Below are 20,361 nucleotides of genomic sequence, written 5' to 3' on the forward strand. Positions count from 1 at the left end.
CGCATGAAACGGAAGCACTAACGAACGTTGGAAAGGATATTTGCTCGCCCTACTAGTGGAACTATTCCCTGGTCCGATATTGAGTCACTTTTTGTGTCACTCGGCGCTGATGTGTCCGAGCGGGCAGGATCCCGAGTAGCAGTGGTTTTATTTGGCGAAGTCAAAGTTTTTCATCGTCCTCATCCTTCACCAGACACGGATAAAGGCGCAGTTAATAGCATACGAGAATGGCTAGATTTACACGAGGTGAAACCATGAATGTTTTAGAAGTTGACGGCTTTAAAGCAAAAATTGAGTTCGACCCTGATCTTGATCTTTTTCGGGGCGAGATACTTGGATTGAATGGCAGTGCTGATTTCTATGGGAAAAGCCCGGCAAGTTTACGAAAAGAGTTTAAAAACTCGCTAAAAGTATTTCTGGAAGTTTGTGAGGAAAAAGGTATAGAGCCCACAAAAGAATTTTCAGGTAAGTTTAACTTAAGAATTCCACCCAGATTACACAGTGAAATTTCGGCTAAGGCGGCCGCATCGAACAAGAGTATCAATCAATGGGTGGTCGAGGTTTTGGAAGAGTCTGTAAATGAATGAAAATGCTTATAACAAGGGTATGCAGCCGGATCAAAATGTTCGCTGCGCTATCCTTTTGACCGTTGGTGCCGGGCGTTCACGCCCCTGCGCGGCGCGAATCGGAGAATTGACTGTGTCAAACGTGGCCCCAGGGTTTTCTTTCTGATACAAGTAAGGTGTGTAAAATCAAGGAAAATTTAGGGTAGACCAGTATAGAACTTATTCGAGATGAATGTGCTTTAGGATATACGGAAGATATCGAGTCCTACATAAAGAAGATAAGGACGACTGATTATGCATTAGTTATTGTGAGCGATCCCTTTTGCATAGTACAAACTGGATGTTTGAAATTCATGAATTCCTAAAAGATGGAAATTACCAAGACCGGGTCCTTCCTGTCATACTCAAAGACTACGTAGATGAAGGAAAAGAAAGAAAAGGAGCAGGGATCTACGCGCCCGAAGCAGTCGCAACTTACGTTAAATTTTGGGAAGATCGGGAGGCAACCCTACGTAAACCCTTGGAGGGGATTGATATTTCAAACTTCATGCACTTTTCTCAAGGCTGCCTTATTTCTTCCTACGGATCGCCTCTTCCCGCTTATTTTTATATATTTCATAGTTATCTTCAATCCTTTGCATACATTCTTGACGGGCAGATTCCGGTAATAGATTACATTCATTAAGATTGCTTTGGCGAGTTCCCTCATAAATATTTTTAGCCCCACAAGCAGGGATTAGTAACATCCCTATCCCTAGGACTAAAACTAATATAGATTTTTCTGTTGGTTGGTTGATGGGAATCATTTAGGACCCCAAACATTTAAAAGATGAAAGGAATAAATTTTTTTGTTGTTGCCATATAATCTGTGTAGGTGGGAAACCGTTCCCTAAGAAGATTTTCCTCAATGCGAGATTTAGCCATTAAAACTAAAATCAAAACAGCTAGACCAAGGAAATTTAAGGGATGAGAATTATAGATAATGATGCCCAGCATCATTATAAATAGGCTGGTATACATAGGATGACGAATGTATTTGTAAGGACCATGGATAATGAGCAAAGCATTTGGCTTGACTTCAGGATGAATATTGAAGTTGCCTAATTGATTAAAATACAGAGTCATTACTCCGCCTGCTGCTCCGATAGCCACGAGAGATAGGCTTGCCATCAGGTTTTTATCTCCTAAGCCAAAAGGTAAGCAGCATAGAATAATTGCTAAGAATTGTAATATGACCAGTGAATAGCCCATCAATTTAGTATTCATAATGACCTTTCAGGATAAGGAGGGTGTTCCATCGGAAAAATCATGCTGAACGGGGAAAATATAGCTTTGCAGATATAGCGTTTATTTCTGTTGTAAAGCATGAGGGTGGGTGCTGCCCATATTATTCAACAGAGGGCGGGTGAATGGGATGAGTTTTAATCCTGATGACAGAAAATAAGCCGATGGTAATGGCTAATATCCCTACTACTTTGAGCGTGGTATTTTCGATAGCAAAGATTACCGAATAGCCGCCAAAAAAGAGCAATGAAGAAATGGCGATGATTTTAGTCCTTAAGGAAATAGTTTTGTGCTCATGCCAATTTTTGATAATAGGCCCAAAAATGGCATTTTCCAGGAGCATCTGGTGGAATTTTGGAGAGGACTTTGCAAAACATCCTGCCGCCAAGAGGAGGAAAGGGGTGGTAGGAAGCAGAGGGAGAATAGCGCCTATAATAGCAATTCCTATAAAGAAAAAACCTATAATTCTGTAAAGCCACATGAGTAAAATTACCTATAAAATAAACATTTATCCCTTTATATTCTATGGGAGATGAATATTTGTTGGACTAATTTGCGCTTCGTACCTCCTATATTAAAGAATTGTATTCGGAGAATTCACGTTTGTGAATGCCGGTGGGAGCTTGCTGCTCCAAAGTATAATTTTACCCGATAAAGTTGTCCCTGGCCCAGGGATGAGGGGATTTGATGCGCTTAACTACAGTTAACCTTTTAATTGTAATTATTTTTGCAGCACTACTCGCTCTTGTTTTGGTCGATGAATCCGAGGATGGCCAGGATGATTATTGGCGAGCTCTATCTGCCAACAAAGAAAGAAAACAACCTGTGCAACTGGGTCCTCGGCCATTTTATCTCGTCGAGGTTATGGAAGAAAGCGAGCTCAAAAAAGTTCTTCAGGGGTGCGCAAAAGGTCCCTTCTATAAGACTGATTTTTCCATTGGCCATCGGGGCGCGCCTCTTCAATTTCCCGAGCACACCAAGGAATCATATCAAGCGGCTGCCCGCATGGGCGCCGGTATCCTGGAGTGCGATGTCACGTTCACCCAAGACAGGGAATTGGTGTGCCGCCATTCCCAATGTGACCTGCATACCACGACAAATATTCTGGCTACTGACCTGGCTGCCAAGTGTTCTGAAGCCTTTATTCCCGCTGTTCTCGGTGCCATGACCGGCAACATTATCACGCCGGCATCGGCTAAGTGTTGTACCAGCGATATTACCTTTGATGAGTTTAAGACCCTCAAGGGTAAAATGGATGCCTTCAATCCCGCCGCGACTACCCTTAAGGGGTACCTAAATGCTACCCCAAGCTGGCGTACGGAGCTGTATTCCAACAATGGCACCCTGCTCAGCCACGCAGAGAGTATTGAACTTTTCAAAATACTGGGTGTGAAATTCACTCCTGAGCTTAAAGCTCCCGCTGTGGCGATGCCCTTTGAAGGGCATTATACCCAGGAGGACTATGCCCAGCAGTTAATTGATGAATACCGTAGGGCAGGTGTCGCGGCAAAAAACGTATATGCCCAATCCTTCCGCCTCGATGATGTGCTTTACTGGATTAACAAGGCGCCTGAGTTTGGCAAACAGGCCATATTTCTCGACGATGCCAGCTTTGCCGGCGATCTTGACCCTTCCTTGACAGCCATGGAAAATCTTGCCGCCCAAGGCGTAGAAATCATAGCTCCCCCCCTATGGGCACTGCTGGAGCTTAATAAGGATAATGAAATTGTGCCTTCGGAGTATGCTCTGAATGCTAGAGCCGCGGGTCTGAACATTATCACCTGGACACTTGAGCGTTCGGGGCCGCTAAAAGACGGTGGTGGTTGGTACTATCAGACTCTCGCCAATGTTATTGATAATGATGGCGATATGCTGGAAGTTCTTGATATCTTGGCAAAGGACGTGGGTATCCTTGGCATTTTCTCTGACTGGCCCGCTACGGTGACCTACTATGCCAATTGTATGGGTTTAACCGGCCAGTCCGAGGAGACGGGGCGCGCAGATTCTTAGGATGAACGGTGGTTGCTACAAGGCCGGGCGATCCCAAGATGGGTAGAATATCATCTTAGGGTTCAGTCTACCTGCTTCCATTTGGCAGCATATTTTTAACTTATTTGCTTGGAAGCTGGCCGGTAAAAACAATTCTCATTTAAATCAGCGCCATGGCCACAGCCTGAATTATACGCATCAGAGGATCGGGATAGACTCCCCACCAGATGAGCAGCAGGGTAAGAAGGGCAAGGGTTAAACTGCCCATTAAAGGCAGGGAGGAAGGAGAGGCAAGGGCTTCCTTCTCTATGGTAGGCGTTTGATACAAGGCAATGATGATGCGCAGGTAATAGAATAGGCCCAGGATGCTGCCCATGACAAACGTGAACAGAAGAAGCCACAGGGTAGCTTCGACGCCGGCGGCGAAGATATAAAATTTACCGATAAAACCCACTGTTAAGGGGATACCCGCCAAGGATAGGAGCATAAAAGTAAAGATGCCAGCCAGTCCTGGTCGGTGCCAAAACAATCCTCGGTAATCTTCCAGGTTCTCTTTTTCCTGGGTTGGTGAGGAGAGAACGGTGACCACGCCAAAGGCGCCTAAGTTCATTATAAAATAAGCCACCCAATAGAAGGTGACTGCTTCCACGCCTAGGTTTCCGCTGGCCAACAGGGCCACTAGTAAGTAGCCTAGATGAGCGATGGAAGAATAAGCCAAAATCCGCTTGATATTATTTTGCAGCAGTGCCAGTAAATTACCGGCCAAGATGGTGGCCACGGCGATAAAGCTGAGTAGCACGATAAGAGTGTGATGCTGAGGTCCGTCTACCTGGACGAAGAGGCGTAATAACAAAGCAAATACCGCTCCTTTGGAAACCGTGGCGAGAAAGGCGGTGACTGGCGCCGGCGCCCCTTGGTATACATCGGCGGCCCAGAGGTGAAAAGGCACCCAGGATAACTTGAAGCCAAGGCCCGTCATTATCAAGGCGAGGCCAGCAAGAAAGAAAATTTCGGAAGAAAGTGCCCCTGTGCTGAGCAACGTACTGAGTTGTCCAAACCCCAGGGCTCCCGTCTCAGCATAAATAAGGGCCATGCCAAACAGTAAAAGCGCGGAAGAGGCGCTGGAGAGAATCAAATATTTCACACCCGCCTCAAGGGAAAGCTGGAAGCGGCGAGGGTAGGCCAGCAAAGCAAATAGGGACACGCTTAAGATCTCAAGGCCCAAAAATAGAGAGGCAAAATGATTGCTGGCGGCCAGAATGGCCGCGCCTAGGCTCGCCAGGAGCAAGAGCACATAAAATTCTTCTGGTTGATCCACAAGTCCTTTCATATAGCCGTAAGCGAGGAGGGTTATGGCTAAAGCCGCAGTGAAGATCAGGCCCATGTAGAAGAGGGCATAGCGATCAATAATGAATAAAGGCGGCACGTGTTGAGGGGACACCGCAGCGGCGAGGGGGATGACCGCTAGGCAGAGCACCAATGCTATCAAAGTCGCCACCATCGTTAGACGATGCTGACGGTAACCGGCCACAATTAAAGTAAGCGTTAGGGACGCTAGGGTGATAAGGATAAGAGGCAGCAATGCGGTGAAATCCAGGGAGCTCATAAACCAGTCTTTAACCGCTTATTCCATGGTGAGTTGTTGGAGACCCTCGAGTGCGGGATGGGCCATATCGAAGACTGGTTGGGGGTAAAGTCCTAACCAAAAAAGGATGAGGATCATGGTGCCCATGGCGACCATATCCTTTGTGGAAAAATCCGTAAAATGCCGCTGTTCCTCGGGCTCGCCATGGAGAGTTTTTTGCACGATAATCAAGGCATAGACCACCGCTAGAATTAGCCCCAAGGCGCCAGCCGCAGCGAAAGGAACGCTCGCCCGATAGGTGCCTAGCAGCACTAAAAACTCTCCCATAAAATTGCCTAGTCCAGGAAGACCCAGGGCTGCCACGGCAAAAAATAAGCTAATGGCGGCTATTCGAGGCGCTTGGGCCCAGAGTCCACCCATACGGCGCATATTCCGGGTGTGGAGGCGTTCTTGCAATGCGCCAGCGATCATGAACAAGGCGCCCGCAGAGATGCCGTGGGCTAGCATTTGTATGACCGCGCCTTGCAGGGCTACTGCGTTCCAGGCGAATACGCCCAGAAGTACAAAGCCCATATGGCTAATACTACTGTAGGCGATCAAGCGTTTAACGTCCTGCTGGGCAAAGGCCAGCACCGCTCCATAGAGGATGCCCATCACGCCCATAAGCATAGCCACTGGGGCAAACTCAGCGGCAGCGACAGGAAATAAGGGGACCACGAAACGCAACAGCCCATAAGCGCCTGTTTTCAATAATACTCCCGCCAAAATTACGCTGCCGCCAGTAGGTGCCTGGGTATGGGCATCGGGCAGCCAGGAATGCAGCGGCACCGCGGGCAGCTTGATGGTGAAGGCGATGAAAAAGCCCAGCATGATCCAAAAGGCCGTCTCTGGGTCTGGGGAGGCGCCTAGCAAGTCAAGGTAGCTAAAGGTCAGCTCGCCTGTGTTTTGATGATGGGTCCAGGCCAACTCCAGAATAGCAATTAACAGCAGTAAACCGCCGCTGTGAGTAAAGATAAAAAATTTAAAGGAGGCTGGATGGCGGTGTTCGTGGCCCCAAATGGCGATGAGAAAATACATGGGGACCAGCATGACTTCCCAGAAGACAAAGAACAGGAATAAGTCCAGGGCCATAAAGACTCCGAGGACTCCTGCCAGAACCCATAGCAAGTTGAAATGAAAAAATCCGATCCGGTATTTGATCTCGGTCCAGGAAGCGACCACCGCCATAAGGCCAAGAAAGCAGGTAAGGAGCGCCAAGAGCAGACTCAGTCCATCCAGGGCCAGATGAAAGCGAACCCCAAAATGGGGTATCCAGGGCCGATCCAGGGTTATTAGCCAAGCGCCTTGCCCGTTTATCATAAAAGGATCGGGCTGCCATAGCCATAAAGCTAACAGCACGAGAAAATTGCATCCTAGTGCAAGCAGGGAAATGAACCGGGGCCAGAGGGGGTGCCAGCGCTCGGCGACCCACGCCACTAGGCCTCCGACTATTAAGATTGCAAGCAGGGCAATTAATATCATAAGAGCACCACTATGGCGATAAGAAGGGCTGCCCCAGCGGCAACGCTCCCGGTATACCAGCGTATTTGCCCCGTCTGGGTTCGACTAAGTCCTTGGTGGCCCATTTGTGCCAGACGTGCTATTCCATGATAAAAAGTATTGATAAAATCACCTTTATTCACGCGGGCGAGCCATAGGAAAGGCCCCGCCACTGGCCAAACTGCCCCTCGAGAGAGATCATCGATAAAGTCATCGCGATTGAAGTGGGCGAATCTCAGCAAAGGCCGCACCAGCAGTGTGCGATATAGCCTGTCAAAGCCCCAGCCGACATACCAGAAACGCCCTACTGCCAAGACCGGCGCTTTTGCTAACAGGGTCTGTCGCCAGTGGGGGTGGCGCAAGAAAAAGACATAAGCTAAGAAAACGCCTAACACAGAAATATCCGAGGCCATCAGTTGCAAACTGATCTCTATTCCCGGATCTCCATGCCCGGCTTCTAGGGCGGGGAGGGCTGAATGCATCAGGTTAGAAAATAGGGGCTGGCCTCCGAGACTTGGCGGCAGTTCTATCCAGCCGCCCGCAAGGGAGAGCAGCGAGAGTATCAGCAAGGGAATAGCTATAAGCATGCCTGGTTTTTTGCCAACGGCTGCCTTGGGGAGGCCGAAAAAGACCATAAACCAGGCCCTAAAGATGTAAACCGCTGTTAATAAGGCCCCCAGGAGGCCCGCCGTCCAGAGCCAGGGGCCGCCCAAGGGGGAAGACCATACCTGGGAAAGAATTAAATCCTTGCTATAGAAACCAGCGGTAATAAGGGGTAAGGAGGCCAAGGAGGCGCCGCCAATGAGAAAGCTCCAGAAGGCAATGGGGAGCTGTTTTCGCAGGCCGCCCATCTTGAAAATATTATGTTCATGATCCAGGCTGGCAATCACCACACCCGCGGTTAGGAACAGTAGAGCTTTGAAGAAGGCATGGGTCATCAAATGAAAGATAGCCGCCGACCAGGCGCCGACCCCTAAGGCTAAAAACATATAACCGATTTGACTCATGGTGGAATAGGCCAGGATACGTTTAATGTCGGTTTGTACTAAGGCGCTACAGGCCGCTAGCAGCAGGGTTAAGGCCCCGATTACCGCCACCGCTCCGTGGACGGGGGGGGCCAGCTCGAACAGTACATGGGTCCGGGCGATAAGATAGACTCCGGCGGTGACCATGGTAGCGGCATGAATAAGGGCGCTGACCGGGGTAGGACCGGCCATGGCGTCGGGCAGCCAGGTTTGTAGCGGCAGCTGCGCTGATTTGCCAAGCGCGCCGCCTAGCATCAAAGCGGCGGCAGCTATAGCTAAATTCGATCCCACCGGCCATGCCTGGGAAGCCCGTTCCATGAGTAGTTGGATATTGAGCGTTCCCAGATGAGTGACCAATAACAGCAGCCCTAGGGCCATAGCGGTATCCCCTATTCGGGTCACCACAAACGCCTTGCGGGCCGCGTAGCCGTTAGCCGAGTCTTGGTACCAAAAACCAATGAGCAAGTAGCTGCACAAGCCCACCCCTTCCCAGCCTAGATAGAGGAATAACAGATCGTCGGCCAACACCAGTATCAACATGGTGGCAACGAATAGATTCATATAGGCAAAAAAGCGCTGATAACCGGCCTCATTGGCCATGAATTCAGCGGAATAAAGATGGATTAGAAAGCTTACCCAGGTGACTACTAGAGTCATCACTAAGGAGAGGGAGTCCAAATAAAGGCCGATGCTGGGCGTAAAATTTCCGATGGCCATCCAGGTCCATAAAATTTGCGTATAGGCATTACCTTCAGGGGGGGATTGCAGGAACGCAATGCCAAGCCCCGAGGTCAGAAGGGCGGATAATCCCACCGAGCCGACTCCGATCAAGGCACTAAGCTTTTTGGGTAACCGCCCGGAGGCGAGCATTAATAGCACGGAGCTGGCTAGGGGCAGGGTGGGGATTAACCATAATAGCTTTAGCATTGTATCAACCTCGCATCCTGCTAAGGCGATCGGCATCCAGGGTGCCAAAACGACGGTAAACCAGCAAAATCAACGCCAAGGCAACGGCTGCCTCTGCCGCCGCCAGAGTCAAGATAAGCATGAACATAATTTGTCCTTCCGCCTCTCCCCAACGGGCGCCCGCCACGATAAAAGCCAGTCCCGTGGCATTGAGCATAATTTCCAGGGACAGGAGCATGAAAATAAGATTGCGGCGCACCAAGACGCCTATTAGCCCTAGGATGAAGAGGGCGGCAGCCAGATACAGGCCATGTTCCGTGGGGATCGAGGCTAGCATTTATGACTCCTCCTCCGGCTCCTCGCGCCCCAGATGATAGGCTCCCACCAGGCCCGCCAGTAGTAGCATGGCTGCAAGCTCAACTGCCAATAGATAAGGACCAAACAGGGTAATACCTACTTGCTGGGGGGGGATCATTTTAGTACTGGAAAGGGCGCTGCTCTCTGCTACCAGAAGATAAACCAGTTCTATGAGCAAAACGAAGGATAAAATTCCAGGGCCTATCCACATGCTGGGGGTAAGCCAACGATTCTCCTGGGCTACTGCCTCCTCCCCGAGGTTGAGCATCATCATTACAAACACAAACAGCACCATAATGGCGCCGGCGTAGATGATGACTTCTAGAGCGGCAGCGAAGGGGGCGCCCAGGAGAAAAAAGATTAAGGCTACCGCAAGGAGGGAAACAATTAAATACAGCAGGGCATGGATGGCGTTTAAGCGGGTGATCACCATGGCGGTGGAAACAACGGCGATAATAGCGGCGATATAGAAGGTAATTTCCATTAGTATTATGAGTTTTTCTATGCCGGTATGGTTAAGGATAGACGGACTTGAGCCGTTTTTTAGCAGTTTTTTTCGTACCCATTAAAATTGTTTTAACCACTAAGGCATTAAACTGCGGACATCCACTGGAGATTCTTCATTTTCCGCTTCTCCTTTAGTTTTGCCGCCAATAGCCATCCCCGCTACCCGGTAAAAGTTATAATCGGGGTATTTCCCCGTACCATTGATGAGCAAATCTTCTTTTTCGTATACTAAATTTGGCCGCTCGTATTCTCCCATTTCAAAATCCGGGGTGAGCTGAATGGCATAGGTGGGACAGGCTTCTTCGCAAAAACCGCAAAAAATACAGCGGGAAAAATTAATGCGGAAAAATTCGGGATACCAGCGGCCCTGCTCGTCTTCTGTTTTCTGGAGGGCGATGCAATCCACCGGGCAGGCGACGGCGCATAAATTACAGGCAACGCAGCGTTCCTCCCCATCCGGGTCCCGGGAGAGGATAATGCGCCCTCGCCAACGGGGTGGGATATAGGGTCTCTCCTCGGGATATTGGATCGTGGCTTTGGGCTGGAAGAGATGGAGAAACACGGTCCAGAGGCTTTTTAGTTCACTGCCTAGGGAAATATTTTTCAATGGACTCAACATGGAATTCCTCCTTTGGGGATTAGGTGCCGTCAAGGGCAAGCACCACCGCCCCGGTAATCACTAGATTGAGCAGCGCTAGGGGCAACATCAGCTTCCAGCCATAGGCCATGAGCTGATCGTAGCGGGGCCGGGGGAGCGCGGCCCGCAGCAAAATAAAGAAAAGCACAAAGAAAGAGAATTTGATAAAAAACCACACTAGGGGTGGTAGCCAAGGACCCTGCCAACCACCAAAGAACAGCGTCACGATCAGAGCCGAAATCAAAAGAATAGCGAGGTACTCACCGACAAAAAATAGGCCGAACTTCATTCCCGAGTACTCGGTGTGAAAGCCTGCTATCAATTCAGTTTCGGCTTCGGGGAGATCAAAGGGCAGGCGATGAGCTTCCGCGATCCCGGCAATCAGAAATACCACTAAGCCAAGAAACTGGGGAATGCAAAACCACATGTCTTGTTGAGCTGCTACGATTTCACGGAGATTAAAGGTGCCGGCCAGCATGACTACCCCCATCAGAGACAAACCCATAAAAACTTCATAGCTCAACATCTGGGCCGCCGCCCGCAGAGCCCCCATTAAGGAATACTTGTTATTGGAGGCCCAACCCCCTAATACCACGCTGTAGACGGAAAGGGAGGACATGGCGAGGAAAAACAGCAGCCCGATATTCAGATCGATAATGCCAATATAGGGTGTAAAGGGAATCACCGCAAAGGCCAACAAAGTGGCAATGACGACCACTGTGGGCGCGAGGATAAAAACCAGTTTGTCGGCGAAAGGCGGCACCCAGTCTTCTTTGGTAAGAAGCTTGATGGCATCGGCTACCACTTGCAGGATGCCGAAAGGGCCCACCCGGTTGGGGCCGTAGCGCTCCTGCCAGAATCCCAGCAAGCGGCGTTCGATCCAAATCAGCAAGGCCGCTAGCGTAAGCAATGTTCCCAGGATCCCGAAAATATTAAACAGCGAGGTCAGGGTAGCGTTCATGGCGTCCCCTTGGAAAGTTGGCCCCAGGCAGGCAAAGAGATGATGCCCCTCAAGGTGGGAAGACCCCAGGGAATCCCTGCCGTTCCCGGGGGTAGAGCGTTTTGGTAGCGAACCGGCAGGCGGTAGATTTTTCCCCCTAGGGTGAGGTTGACTTCGTCGCCGGAGTCCAGTTTAAGTTGAGCCCCATCTTCTGGGGTAAGGGCTAGATAAGGGGCCGGGACGCGCTCGGCGATGGCTGGTGCCAGTGCGCTTAGCGCCTCACTGCCAAAAATATGATGAAGGGGTAGGACTAGCCATTGTTCCTTGCGGCGCTCAAAGGCGGAAGGAATCTGGGTAAAGTAGGCAATCTTTGCTTTTGGCCTGGGTTCAATCAAGCGGGCGCCCGGAGAACCTCCCCGCAAGGGCCCGCCCACTTCTTCCTGAAATTTGTTGACTGACTGGATGGAATTCCAGGCGGGGGCCCAAAAATAGGGAATGGTTGCGGACGGGGGTTGCCTAGGGTATCCCTCCATGGAGAAGGAAAAGGGCGAGTCGGGATCGCTTGGCGGCCTAGGTTCATGGACATTCAAGTCAGCGGTCATGGCGGTGCGGCCGCTGTAGCGGTGGGGTTCGCGGGGGATTCGCATTCCCTGGATACGAAATTCCGCCCCTGGCGCCGCGCGGGTGATGCTCCCCAGGGAGTTCAGAGAGTTGAGGGCGCCAGCGCAGGCGTAGGTGAGCTCATCTAGACGTTGCCAACCGCCCTCCTTGCGTCCAGCGGCAGCCATGGCTTTGCTTAGCCAGCGCCAGCTTTCCTGGATATCGTTTTCTGGAACGAACACCTGGAAGAATCGCTGGGCGCGGCCCTCGCTGCTCACCAAGGTGCCATCCGATTCGGCAAAAGTGCTAGCGGGAAGCGCGATTTCCGCTTGGGCCATAGTGTTATGATGAAGATGGTCGATGACCACCACATGCTTTACCTGTTTCAAGAAAGTTTCCACAGCGACTTGATCGGCTTGATGGTAGAGATCGTTCTCCAGGATAATAGCCGTCTCTACCTTGCCTTCCGCCGCTGCCTTGAAGGCTTTATCCAGGCTAGCGCCGCCTAGCAAATGAGCGCCAAGGCTATTACATTCGGGCAGCGTCAAGTAGAGATAGGCGGGATGCTGCCGATGATGGTCCAAAGCCCAGGCCACATTCCCGGCTGCCTCGAGCAGCGCCTGATTTTGGCTGCTGACGCCCGAGATAATCAGGGGCCGGCGGGCTTTTTTGAGACTCTCAGCAATGGACTCCGCCAGCGCCTGCTGGGGCGGGGTGAGATCGGGCACCGCAGGTGCTTCCGGGTCTAGGCAATGGGCGACGGCAAAACCGAGCCGGGCGAGATCCGCAGGGGCTCCCCTATAGGTGTGAGTGGCAAGCTCATCTAGGTTCGTAGCGGTGGAGGTAGCCATGAATAAAGGGCTCTTTTGCTGTTGGGACGCTTCCCGAACCGACATATCCTGCCAGGGAGGAATATGAAGTTCCTCCGCAATTCCCCATGCTTTTTGCCGAACCGCCTGGCGCAGGCTCAAGGCCAGCCGCGGCGCGGTATTGAGAAGATCCTCGCCCAAGACCAAAATAGCATCGGCCTGTTCTACTTCCTGTAAGGAAGGTATCCGGGCGGGACCATTTTGTAAAATGTGAGCGGCGGTGGCGATGAGCGTCGCTTCTGGCCCGGACAGGCCAGAATAGAAGTGTTCCTCTCCCACGAGGGTACGAAGGGCAAAATTGGCCTCTAGGGAAGCCCGGGGGGAGCCAATGCCGATAATGCTCTTTGTCTCCGAAAGGAGGCGGGCCAAATATTGCAGCGCCTGTTCCTGGGCAACCGGTTCCGGCTGGAAGCCGTTCGTTTTATGCAGGCGTGGTTGCCGGAGCCGCTGCTCGCTGTTTACGAAATCACCGCCAAAACGGCCCCGATCACAGAGAAAATAGCCGTTGACCTGATGATTATAACGATTGAGGGTTCGTTTTAGCCGGCCATAACGTTCATTGGGGTTGGTATTACAGCCCAGGCTACAATGGACGCACACCGAGGGAGCGCCCCGCAGGTCCCACTTGCGGCTGTAATGACGGCTGAAAGGTTTGTCGGTGAAAACACCGGTAGGGCATACTTCGGCCAAATTACCACTAAACTCGTTGTCTAATATGCCGTCTTCATGGCGGCCAAAATAGACATGGTGGTGGGTATTGAACACTTGGAGATCCGTTCCGCCAGCATAGTCCTGATAAAAGCGGACGCAGCGATAGCAGGCAATGCAGCGATTCATCTCATGGTTGAGAAAGGGTCCCAGATATTGATTGGTAAAGGTTCGTTTCTTGAAACGAAAGCGGCGGTAGGTGTGGCCCGTCAGCACGGTCATATCCTGCAAATGACATTCCCCCCCTTCCTCGCAAACAGGACAATCGTGGGGATGATTAGTCATGAGCCATTCAATCACGCTGGCCCGGAAGGCGGTGGCTTCAGGGTCCTCGATGGAGATACGGGCGCCATCGCTAGCCGGTGTCATGCAGGACATGACCAGGCGTCCCTGGGTGTCTTGGTCGTCCTTAAATTGCTTGACGGCGCATTGCCGGCAAGCGCCCACGGAGCCCAGGGCCGGATGCCAGCAAAAATAGGGGAGATTGAAACCCAAAGACAGACAGGTCTGGAGGAGGCTGTTTTGCTCCTCCACTTCAAACTCCTGGTTGTCGATATAGATTTTCGCCATTGTCCCTGAGTCCTGCCTATTTGAACGGACAGCGTTGCTGATGGATATGCTGCTCGAAGTCAGTTTTGAAATATTTCAAGGCGCTTTGGAGAGGTTCCATGGCGCCGGGGGCATGGGCACAGAAGGTATGGCCAGGCCCCAGCAGGCGGGTGTGCATCATCAGGTATTCTAAATCCTCGGGTTGGCCTTGGCCCTGTTCGATTCCCAGTAAAATCTTCTCCACCCAAGGCAGGCCGTCCCGGCAGGGGGTGCACCAGCCGCAGGATTCTTGGGCAAAGAAGTGCTCCAGGTTGCGCACCATATCCACCGGACAGGTCCGGTCATCGAGAATAATGAGGCTGCCGGTGCCAAGCCGGCTACCGGCGGCCTGTACTGAGTCGTAGTCCATGGGGACCTCCAGGTGTTCTTCGGTGAGAAAATCCGTGGAAGCACCGCCAGGCAAGAAGCCCCGGAGTTGAAAACCGTCCTTCATGCCGCCGGCATGTTCCTCCAGAATTTCACGGATAGGTGTGCCCATGGGCAATTCCCATGCCCCAGGATGTTTAACCCGGCCGCTGGCCCCATAAATTTTGGTACCGCCATCCTCGCTCCGGCTGAGATTTTGGTACCAGGCCGCGCCCCGAGCGATAATATGGGGAACATTGCAGAGGGTTTCCACATTGTTCACAACGGTAGGCTGGCCCCACAAACCGCTAACTTGGGGATAGGGGGGTTTGGCGCGGGGAATCGCCCGCTTGCCTTCCAGAGCATTGAGCAGGGCGGTTTCCTCCCCGCAGATGTAACGGCCAGCGCTGGTATGAAGATGAAGTTCCAAACTAAACGTCGATCCGAGGAGATTTTTACCCAGGTAGTTCACCTGATAAGCCTCGGCGATGGCCTTTTTAAGACGTTGCGCGGCTAGCCAGTATTCCGCTCGTAAAAAAATGTAGGCTACCTCTGCCTGGATGGCATAGCTGGCTAGGATCATCCCCTCCAGTAATTGGTGGGGATCGCCTTCCATAAGCAGGCGATCCTTGAAGGTGCCCGGTTCCATTTCATCGGCATTGGCGATCAGGTATTTGGGGCGGGGCGCATCGTCTCCCCTAGGCACAAAACTCCACTTGAGGCCGGTGGGAAAGCCAGCCCCGCCCCGGCCTCGCAGGTTAGACTCTTTAACTTCTTGCAGCACTTCTTGGGGCGTTAGGGTTTTGATCGCCCGTTGGAGACCTTGATATCCTCCGGCTTGCGCGTATTGCTTGAGATCCGGCGGTTCCCGATGGGGCGTAATATTTTGAGTAAGGGGCGTGGCCATGGGTTTTCTGTTCATTCATAGCCCGCCAGAATTTCACCTATCTTCTCCGAGTCCAGATCGCCATGGAGATCCTGATCCACTACCATCACTGGGGCGCGCTCGCAGGCCCCCAAGCAGCAACTGGGCAACAGGGTAAAACGGCCATCCTGGGTGGTTTCCCCCAGCCCAATCTTAAGCTCTGTTTGCAATTGTTCCCGGAGTTGCTCGTAGCCCATGATCCAACAGCTCACACTATCGCAGATTAAAATGACATGCTTGCCTACTGGCCGGCGAAAAATAAGATTGTAGAATGTGGCCGCTCCATCCAGGGATTCCACGCTCAAGCCGAGATATTCGGCAATCTCCCGGAGGCTTTCATCGGAGACCCAGCCTCGGTGGTGCTGCACGATTTTCATGGCTTCGATCCCGACGGCCTGAGCGGTGGGATAGTGGGCCCGTTCGGCATCGATTGCTTTTATTTCCTCAGTGCTGAGCATGGTGCTGTCTCCATTGAATTCGCCTTTTCACCGGTCTACATCCGCCATCACAAAATCGATGCTGCCCAGGGTGGCAATCAGATCAGGTACCATCGATCCCCGGCTAATGAGGGGAATCATTTGGAGATGGGGAAAAGAAGGGGTGCGGATGCGGACCCGATAGGGTTGCGTGTGGCCATCGCTAATCAGGTAGTAGCTATTGTTACCCTTGGTGGCTTCAATGCCCACGCAAGCTTCCCCCGCTGGAATCACGGGCCCCCAACTCACGCTCAGGAAATGGGAGATCAGGGTTTCAATGTCGTGCATGGTGCGTTCTTTCCGTGGCGGGGTGGTCAGAGGGTGATCGGCCTTGTAGGAACCTGCCGGCATATGGTTGAGGCATTGCTCGATGATCCGCAGACTCTGGCGCATTTCCTCGATTCGTACCCAGCATCGGTCGTAACAGTCTCCGTGCTGGGCAACGGGGATGTCGAATTGGAATTGTTCATAGCCGGAGTAAGGGCGTTGTTTGCGAAAATCCCATTCCAGGCCACAGGCGCGCAGGCCCGGCCCGGTGACTCCCCATTCCATGGCCTCGGCAATCGTATAGCTTCCCACACCCTGGGTGCGTTTTTTAAGAATTCGGTTATTCATGGCAATCTTGTCGTATTTAGCCAGGCGTGGTGGCAAATAACGCAGAAAATCCCGGATCAAATCATCCCAACCCCGGGGTAGATCTTGGGCCACACCGCCGATACGGAACCATTCGGGGTGCATTCGGCCCCCACAGATGGCTTCGATAATATCAAACACCCGTTCCCTATCCGTGAACATGTAAAAAACAGGGGAGAGCTGCCCCACGTCCTGGGCAAAAGTGCCGTAAAACACCAGATGACTAGCGATGCGAAAGAGTTCCGCCAGCATGACCCGAATGACCTTGACCCGCTCTGGGACCTGGATGCCGGCCAGCTGCTCGACGGCCAGGACATAGGGGAGGTTATTCATCACTCCCCCTAGGTAGTCGATCCGATCCGTGTAGGGAATATAGGTATGCCAGGATTGGCGCTCCCCCATTTTTTCAGCGCCCCGGTGGTGATAGCCGATATCGGGCACGGCATCGACAATTTCTTCTCCATCCAGTTGCAGGACAATTCGGAAAACTCCATGGACGCTAGGATGGTTGGGGCCAAGGTTGAGGAACATAAAGTCGGTGCTGCCGGAGGCCCGCCGCATCCCCCAGTCTTCTGGTCTAAAACGCAGAGCTTCCTGTTCCCGCGCCTGTTTTTCCTCGGATAGGGTAAAAGGGTCTACCTCGGTTGCCCGGGCGGGGTGATCCTTGCGCAATGGGTGGCCTTGCCAGGTCGGTGGCAGGAGAATACGGCTAAGATGGGGATGGCCTTCAAAGTTGATTCCAAAAAGATCCCATACTTCTCGCTCATACCAGTTGGCGGCGGGCCAAATGGGGGTGATGGTTGGCAAGGAGGGAGATTCTCCCTGTAAGGGCACTTTGAGGCGAAGATCCTCATTCCGGATAAAGGATAGAAGATGATAGACCAGGGTGAAATCGCTTGCTGGCTGGCCAGGCCGATGGGTTCGAACCCGCTCATCAATCGCCGTTAGGTCATAGAGCATGGGATAGGGGGGGGCCAGTTCTGCTTTGAGGTACCGTAAAATTTTAGAAACTTGTGCCTTGGTTATCCAGAAGGTGGGAACCCCATCGTGGGTTTCCTGCCGGATGAAATTTGCTTCGCCAAATTGGTGATAGAGAATCTCCGCAATGGGAGTGAATCCGGCCATCGGCGGAGTAGGTTGCTGGAGGCTAGACCTCATCCGGGCTCCGAAATACCGTTGCCTTCTGGCGTTCAGCCCGCCTTTGATCCCGCAGGCTAGGTTTAGGCGCTCTTTCGACTCCCTGGGGACCAATAGCCCAACTTAGGGGGCGTTGTTCCTTGCCGATGGCTTCCTGAAGCAATAGCAACCCTTCCAGAAAGGCATCAGGGCGGGGGGGGCAGCCAGGTACATAAACATCCACGGGGAGGAATTTATCGACTCCTTGAACCACGCTGTAAATATCGTACATCCCGCCGGAATTGGCGCAGGAACCCATGGAAATGACCCAGCGAGGTTCCATCATCTGTTCATAGAGGCGTTTAATCACGGGTGCCATTTTGATAAATACCGTCCCTGAAATCACCATGAGATCCGCTTCTCGGGGGGTGGCGCGGATGACCTCCGCGCCAAAGCGGGCAATATCATATTTACTGGTAAAACTGGTGACCATTTCCACATAGCAGCAGGAAAGTCCAAAGTTATAAGGCCAGAGAGAATTTTTTCGGCCCCAGGCAACCAGATCCTGTAACTGGGCAAATAATAAATTACGTCGGATCGCATCTTCGAAGGAACCTTTGCTTTGTTCAATGGAAGTTGCTGCTTGCGGTTTACTTAATCTCCATCTCATTAGGTTAAATTACCTGTGTTTTTTATGTTTTCTTCCCTTGGGTTGCCAATCCAGGGCGCCCACCCGCCACTCATAGATGAGGGCTACCCCCAGGATGGTAATAAAAGCCAGCGCCCCCCCATACCCTATCCAGCCTGTTTCCCGGAATGCCACTGCCCAGGCGAAAATAAAAGCCGCTTCCATATCGAAAATGACGAATAAAACAGCCACTAAATAAAATTTAGCAGGAAAACGCAGGCGGGCAAAACCTACCGTCACCACGCCGGATTCGAAAGGTTCATCCGTCGCCCTTTCCCTAGGACGCTGGCCTAAAATGTAGGAGAACCCCACTATCAGCGCGACTAATACAAGGACCATACCCGCGTAGAGAATAAAAGGCCAAAATTCAGTAAATTGCATTGTGGGTATAAATTTTTAAAAGGCTTTCATTAAAACGTAGGTGAAGAAAGCGTTGAGTGCAAGACTGGAGACAGAACGGTTGCCATGCTTATAGATAAATATCCAAGGAAACCAAAGGGTATTTTTAAACCTAGAATTAGGTTTTTTTCTCTGCGGGGATCCCCTTCGGGTGAGTGGATAGCCATTGTTCAAATTCTTTGATGGATTGTTCAAAGAGGGGTTTATAGTTTTTTTGGGAAGCATGATGGGCCGGGCTAGCGACTGCTTTACGATAGCTATTGAGCGTTCTCTCCACCCAATTTCGAGTCGCTTCTAATCCGTCACGTTGCAGGAGTAAATTGATTCTCCCCTTTTCGGAGTTAAGTGGCTGCATTTTTCCTTGGAGTGCGAGTTAAAGTTATTTTATGGGAATATAGAAATTACAATGGATATTGTCTATGAGCATTTCCGTGTCCTTGTAATATTTGATAGATGGCCGTAACCGGTGCTTCCAGCGGGGTAGGCGCCGGCGCCAGGCAGACTTGAGTTGCTTTGTCGTCTGGGTTTGCGCCGATAATCGTGCCGCCGAGGACGGTGAATTTCGCCCCAGTTTTTTCATCAGGGTTGCCCCATTCTGTTTTATTTAACCCTTACCCTGTGACTCTTTTCAGCGTCTTTGCCGAAGAGTCTGGTAACCGGTTTTATATGGTGTGCCGGAATCTGGTTTCCGTCGCGGCTACCGATTGAGCAGCTATTATTTAACTAGCCACGTGCAACTAGTGGCTATGGTAATCGAAAGCGATCTGAAAGCCGTGGGTGCTATATAGAAGATAGGGAAGGTCGTCAGCTCACGGATCATGACAAAGCAGCTACCGCTTAATTCCAGCACTGGGTAGCAAAGATACCTAATTAATGGGAGGTAAGGTACCATGAAGATAACAGGATGTAATCTTAGCCGGCGACGGATGCTCCTTCTAACCGGGGTAACGGCCGCATCACTGGTGATGGGAAAACGTGTGAGTGGACAATCCATGCCTAGAACCCCAACGCAAACACCGCTCAAGCGGGCAATGGTGGTAATGCCTTCCTGCGTGGTGAGACCCCAGCAAACGGAAGGGCCCTATTTCGTAGATGAGAAGCTCAACCGTTCCGACATCCGGTTCGAGCCATCGGACCATTCGATGAAAAAAGGGGTTCCGCTGCGCTTAGTATTTCGTGTCTCCCAGCTAGAGGGGAATGTATGCACGCCCTTAAAAGGTGCAATAGTGGATGTTTGGCAATGTGACGCGCTAGGGGTTTACTCGGGTTTTCAGGATATCAACGGGTTATTCGATACCCGGGGGAAGAAGTTTTTGCGGGGATATCAAATAACGGATGCTATTGGGAAAGCCGAGTTTGTTACTATTTATCCGGGGTGGTATCCGGGCAGGACGGTCCATATCCATTTCAAGATTCGCACCGATTCCGCTTCGCCACAGGGCCATGAGTTTACCTCGCAGCTTTACTTCCATGACTCCATCACTGATCGAGTACATGCGCAGGCGCCCTACGCCACGAAAGGGCGGCGTAATTCGAGCAACGAAGACGATCGCATTTTCCAGCGGGGTGGCAGCGAGCTGATACTCCCGTTAGCCAGGGAGACAGCAGGCTATGTTGGAACATTCGATATCGGACTTCAGATGACTTGAAATAACTCT

The 20,361-nt window shown here is 51.6% G+C and carries 21 protein-coding genes and 1 pseudogene; 5 read left to right on the forward strand and 17 right to left on the reverse strand.

The window, feature by feature from the left end; translation table 11 throughout:
• The first annotated feature begins 27 nt into the window (after nucleotides 1-27).
• The 3 genes from NOC_RS18585 (at nucleotide 28) to NOC_RS06050 (ending at nucleotide 1,251) form a co-directional block, all read left to right on the forward strand.
• Nucleotides 28-258, forward strand: a complete 231-nt coding sequence (locus NOC_RS18585; RefSeq protein WP_011330561.1) for a type II toxin-antitoxin system HicA family toxin — start codon at nucleotides 28-30, stop codon at nucleotides 256-258.
• Nucleotides 255-587: a type II toxin-antitoxin system HicB family antitoxin gene (locus NOC_RS06045; RefSeq protein ID WP_002809907.1), complete on the forward strand. Its 333-nt coding sequence runs from the start codon at nucleotides 255-257 to the stop codon at nucleotides 585-587. The genes NOC_RS18585 and NOC_RS06045 overlap by 4 nt, the downstream gene beginning before the upstream one ends.
• A 319-nt stretch (nucleotides 588-906) precedes the next feature.
• Nucleotides 907-1,251, forward strand: a complete 345-nt coding sequence (locus tag NOC_RS06050) for a hypothetical protein (RefSeq protein ID WP_002811400.1) — start codon at nucleotides 907-909, stop codon at nucleotides 1,249-1,251.
• 137 nt (nucleotides 1,252-1,388) lie between these two features.
• On the opposite strand, the gene NOC_RS06055 is transcribed toward NOC_RS06050, so the two are convergent.
• Complete coding sequence (locus NOC_RS06055; RefSeq protein ID WP_002810021.1) at nucleotides 1,389-1,832, reverse strand: methyltransferase family protein; 444 nt, start codon at nucleotides 1,830-1,832, stop codon at nucleotides 1,389-1,391.
• Nucleotides 1,833-1,953: 121 nt separating this feature from the next.
• Nucleotides 1,954-2,331: a YbaN family protein gene (locus tag NOC_RS06060; protein ID WP_002810838.1), complete on the reverse strand. Its 378-nt coding sequence runs from the start codon at nucleotides 2,329-2,331 to the stop codon at nucleotides 1,954-1,956.
• A gap of 206 nt (nucleotides 2,332-2,537) precedes the next feature.
• On the opposite strand from NOC_RS06060, the gene NOC_RS06065 reads away from it, so the two are divergent.
• Nucleotides 2,538-3,860 (forward strand): glycerophosphodiester phosphodiesterase family protein, encoded by a 1,323-nt coding sequence (locus tag NOC_RS06065; protein ID WP_002811653.1) that lies wholly within the window; start codon nucleotides 2,538-2,540, stop codon nucleotides 3,858-3,860.
• A gap of 139 nt (nucleotides 3,861-3,999) precedes the next feature.
• On the opposite strand, the gene NOC_RS06070 is transcribed toward NOC_RS06065, so the two are convergent.
• The 15 genes and pseudogenes from NOC_RS06070 to NOC_RS17340 form a co-directional block, all read right to left on the reverse strand.
• On the reverse strand, nucleotides 4,000-5,445 hold the full coding sequence (locus tag NOC_RS06070) for an NADH-quinone oxidoreductase subunit N (RefSeq protein ID WP_002809517.1): 1,446 nt from the start codon (nucleotides 5,443-5,445) through the stop codon (nucleotides 4,000-4,002).
• A gap of 18 nt (nucleotides 5,446-5,463) precedes the next feature.
• Nucleotides 5,464-6,945, reverse strand: coding sequence for an NADH-quinone oxidoreductase subunit M (nuoM, locus tag NOC_RS06075; RefSeq protein ID WP_011330563.1), 1,482 nt, complete (start codon nucleotides 6,943-6,945; stop codon nucleotides 5,464-5,466).
• Nucleotides 6,942-8,915, reverse strand: coding sequence for an NADH-quinone oxidoreductase subunit L (nuoL, locus tag NOC_RS06080; RefSeq protein WP_002809564.1), 1,974 nt, complete (start codon nucleotides 8,913-8,915; stop codon nucleotides 6,942-6,944). The genes nuoM and nuoL overlap by 4 nt, the downstream gene beginning before the upstream one ends.
• 4 nt (nucleotides 8,916-8,919) lie before the next feature.
• A complete protein-coding gene (gene nuoK / locus NOC_RS06085) occupies nucleotides 8,920-9,231 on the reverse strand; it encodes an NADH-quinone oxidoreductase subunit NuoK (RefSeq protein ID WP_011330564.1) in 312 nt (103 codons plus the stop codon).
• Entirely contained in the window at nucleotides 9,232-9,735 is a 504-nt protein-coding gene (nuoJ, locus tag NOC_RS06090; RefSeq protein WP_002809032.1) for an NADH-quinone oxidoreductase subunit J, read from the reverse strand.
• A gap of 99 nt (nucleotides 9,736-9,834) precedes the next feature.
• A complete protein-coding gene (gene nuoI, locus NOC_RS06095) occupies nucleotides 9,835-10,377 on the reverse strand; it encodes an NADH-quinone oxidoreductase subunit NuoI (RefSeq protein WP_002808576.1) in 543 nt (180 codons plus the stop codon).
• Between the two features lie 19 nt (nucleotides 10,378-10,396).
• Nucleotides 10,397-11,356 carry an NADH-quinone oxidoreductase subunit NuoH gene (gene nuoH, locus NOC_RS06100; protein ID WP_002811551.1) on the reverse strand — a complete coding sequence of 320 codons (960 nt, stop codon included), beginning with the start codon at nucleotides 11,354-11,356 and terminating at the stop codon, nucleotides 10,397-10,399.
• Complete coding sequence (gene nuoG / locus NOC_RS06105; RefSeq protein ID WP_002809239.1) at nucleotides 11,353-14,082, reverse strand: NADH-quinone oxidoreductase subunit NuoG; 2,730 nt, start codon at nucleotides 14,080-14,082, stop codon at nucleotides 11,353-11,355. The genes nuoH and nuoG overlap by 4 nt, the downstream gene beginning before the upstream one ends.
• A gap of 16 nt (nucleotides 14,083-14,098) precedes the next feature.
• Nucleotides 14,099-15,388: an NADH-quinone oxidoreductase subunit NuoF gene (gene nuoF / locus NOC_RS06110; RefSeq protein ID WP_002810373.1), complete on the reverse strand. Its 1,290-nt coding sequence runs from the start codon at nucleotides 15,386-15,388 to the stop codon at nucleotides 14,099-14,101.
• Nucleotides 15,385-15,849, reverse strand: coding sequence for an NADH-quinone oxidoreductase subunit NuoE (gene nuoE, locus NOC_RS06115; protein WP_002808774.1), 465 nt, complete (start codon nucleotides 15,847-15,849; stop codon nucleotides 15,385-15,387). The genes nuoF and nuoE overlap by 4 nt, the downstream gene beginning before the upstream one ends.
• A gap of 27 nt (nucleotides 15,850-15,876) precedes the next feature.
• The gene (gene nuoC / locus NOC_RS06120) at nucleotides 15,877-17,658 is read right to left on the reverse strand and encodes an NADH-quinone oxidoreductase subunit C/D (protein ID WP_011330565.1); all 1,782 of its coding nucleotides are present in this window, start codon (nucleotides 17,656-17,658) and stop codon (nucleotides 15,877-15,879) included.
• Between the two features lie 115 nt (nucleotides 17,659-17,773).
• Nucleotides 17,774-18,286 (reverse strand): annotated as a pseudogene (locus tag NOC_RS06125) (NADH-quinone oxidoreductase subunit B); the annotation flags it as partial.
• Nucleotides 18,287-18,295: 9 nt separating this feature from the next.
• Nucleotides 18,296-18,685 (reverse strand): NADH-quinone oxidoreductase subunit A, encoded by a 390-nt coding sequence (locus tag NOC_RS06130; protein ID WP_002808832.1) that lies wholly within the window; start codon nucleotides 18,683-18,685, stop codon nucleotides 18,296-18,298.
• A 136-nt stretch (nucleotides 18,686-18,821) separates the two neighbouring features.
• Nucleotides 18,822-19,058 carry a hypothetical protein gene (locus NOC_RS06135; RefSeq protein WP_036497260.1) on the reverse strand — a complete coding sequence of 79 codons (237 nt, stop codon included), beginning with the start codon at nucleotides 19,056-19,058 and terminating at the stop codon, nucleotides 18,822-18,824.
• A 24-nt stretch (nucleotides 19,059-19,082) separates the two neighbouring features.
• Nucleotides 19,083-19,283, reverse strand: coding sequence for a hypothetical protein (locus NOC_RS17340; protein ID WP_002810125.1), 201 nt, complete (start codon nucleotides 19,281-19,283; stop codon nucleotides 19,083-19,085).
• Nucleotides 19,284-19,593: 310 nt separating this feature from the next.
• Between NOC_RS17340 and NOC_RS06140 the strand changes: the two genes are divergently transcribed.
• Nucleotides 19,594-20,352, forward strand: a complete 759-nt coding sequence (locus NOC_RS06140; protein WP_011330566.1) for an intradiol ring-cleavage dioxygenase — start codon at nucleotides 19,594-19,596, stop codon at nucleotides 20,350-20,352.
• Nucleotides 20,353-20,361 lie beyond the last annotated feature (9 nt).

It is taken from the genome of Nitrosococcus oceani ATCC 19707, assembly GCF_000012805.1.
In the GTDB taxonomy this organism is placed as follows: Bacteria; Pseudomonadota; Gammaproteobacteria; order Nitrosococcales; family Nitrosococcaceae; genus Nitrosococcus; species Nitrosococcus oceani.

Coding starts and splice junctions, on each gene's coding strand:
- nuoK (WP_011330564.1), bottom strand. CDS start 9,231: ATGCTAGCCTCGATCCCCACGGAACATGGCCTGTATCTGGCTGCCGCC.
- nuoG (WP_002809239.1), bottom strand. CDS start 14,082: ATGGCGAAAATCTATATCGACAACCAGGAGTTTGAAGTGGAGGAGCAA.
- NOC_RS06135 (WP_036497260.1), bottom strand. CDS start 19,058: ATGCAGCCACTTAACTCCGAAAAGGGGAGAATCAATTTACTCCTGCAA.
- nuoJ (WP_002809032.1), bottom strand. CDS start 9,735: ATGGAAATTACCTTCTATATCGCCGCTATTATCGCCGTTGTTTCCACC.
- NOC_RS06130 (WP_002808832.1), bottom strand. CDS start 18,685: ATGCAATTTACTGAATTTTGGCCTTTTATTCTCTACGCGGGTATGGTC.
- NOC_RS06055 (WP_002810021.1), bottom strand. CDS start 1,832: ATGAATACTAAATTGATGGGCTATTCACTGGTCATATTACAATTCTTA.
- nuoM (WP_011330563.1), bottom strand. CDS start 6,945: ATGATATTAATTGCCCTGCTTGCAATCTTAATAGTCGGAGGCCTAGTG.
- NOC_RS06050 (WP_002811400.1), top strand. CDS start 907: ATGTTTGAAATTCATGAATTCCTAAAAGATGGAAATTACCAAGACCGG.
- nuoE (WP_002808774.1), bottom strand. CDS start 15,849: ATGCTCAGCACTGAGGAAATAAAAGCAATCGATGCCGAACGGGCCCAC.
- nuoI (WP_002808576.1), bottom strand. CDS start 10,377: ATGTTGAGTCCATTGAAAAATATTTCCCTAGGCAGTGAACTAAAAAGC.
- NOC_RS06140 (WP_011330566.1), top strand. CDS start 19,594: ATGAAGATAACAGGATGTAATCTTAGCCGGCGACGGATGCTCCTTCTA.
- nuoC (WP_011330565.1), bottom strand. CDS start 17,658: ATGAGGTCTAGCCTCCAGCAACCTACTCCGCCGATGGCCGGATTCACT.
- NOC_RS06065 (WP_002811653.1), top strand. CDS start 2,538: ATGCGCTTAACTACAGTTAACCTTTTAATTGTAATTATTTTTGCAGCA.
- NOC_RS17340 (WP_002810125.1), bottom strand. CDS start 19,283: ATGAAAAAACTGGGGCGAAATTCACCGTCCTCGGCGGCACGATTATCG.
- nuoL (WP_002809564.1), bottom strand. CDS start 8,915: ATGCTAAAGCTATTATGGTTAATCCCCACCCTGCCCCTAGCCAGCTCC.
- nuoH (WP_002811551.1), bottom strand. CDS start 11,356: ATGAACGCTACCCTGACCTCGCTGTTTAATATTTTCGGGATCCTGGGA.
- nuoF (WP_002810373.1), bottom strand. CDS start 15,388: ATGAACAGAAAACCCATGGCCACGCCCCTTACTCAAAATATTACGCCC.
- NOC_RS06045 (WP_002809907.1), top strand. CDS start 255: ATGAATGTTTTAGAAGTTGACGGCTTTAAAGCAAAAATTGAGTTCGAC.
- NOC_RS06060 (WP_002810838.1), bottom strand. CDS start 2,331: ATGTGGCTTTACAGAATTATAGGTTTTTTCTTTATAGGAATTGCTATT.
- NOC_RS06070 (WP_002809517.1), bottom strand. CDS start 5,445: ATGAGCTCCCTGGATTTCACCGCATTGCTGCCTCTTATCCTTATCACC.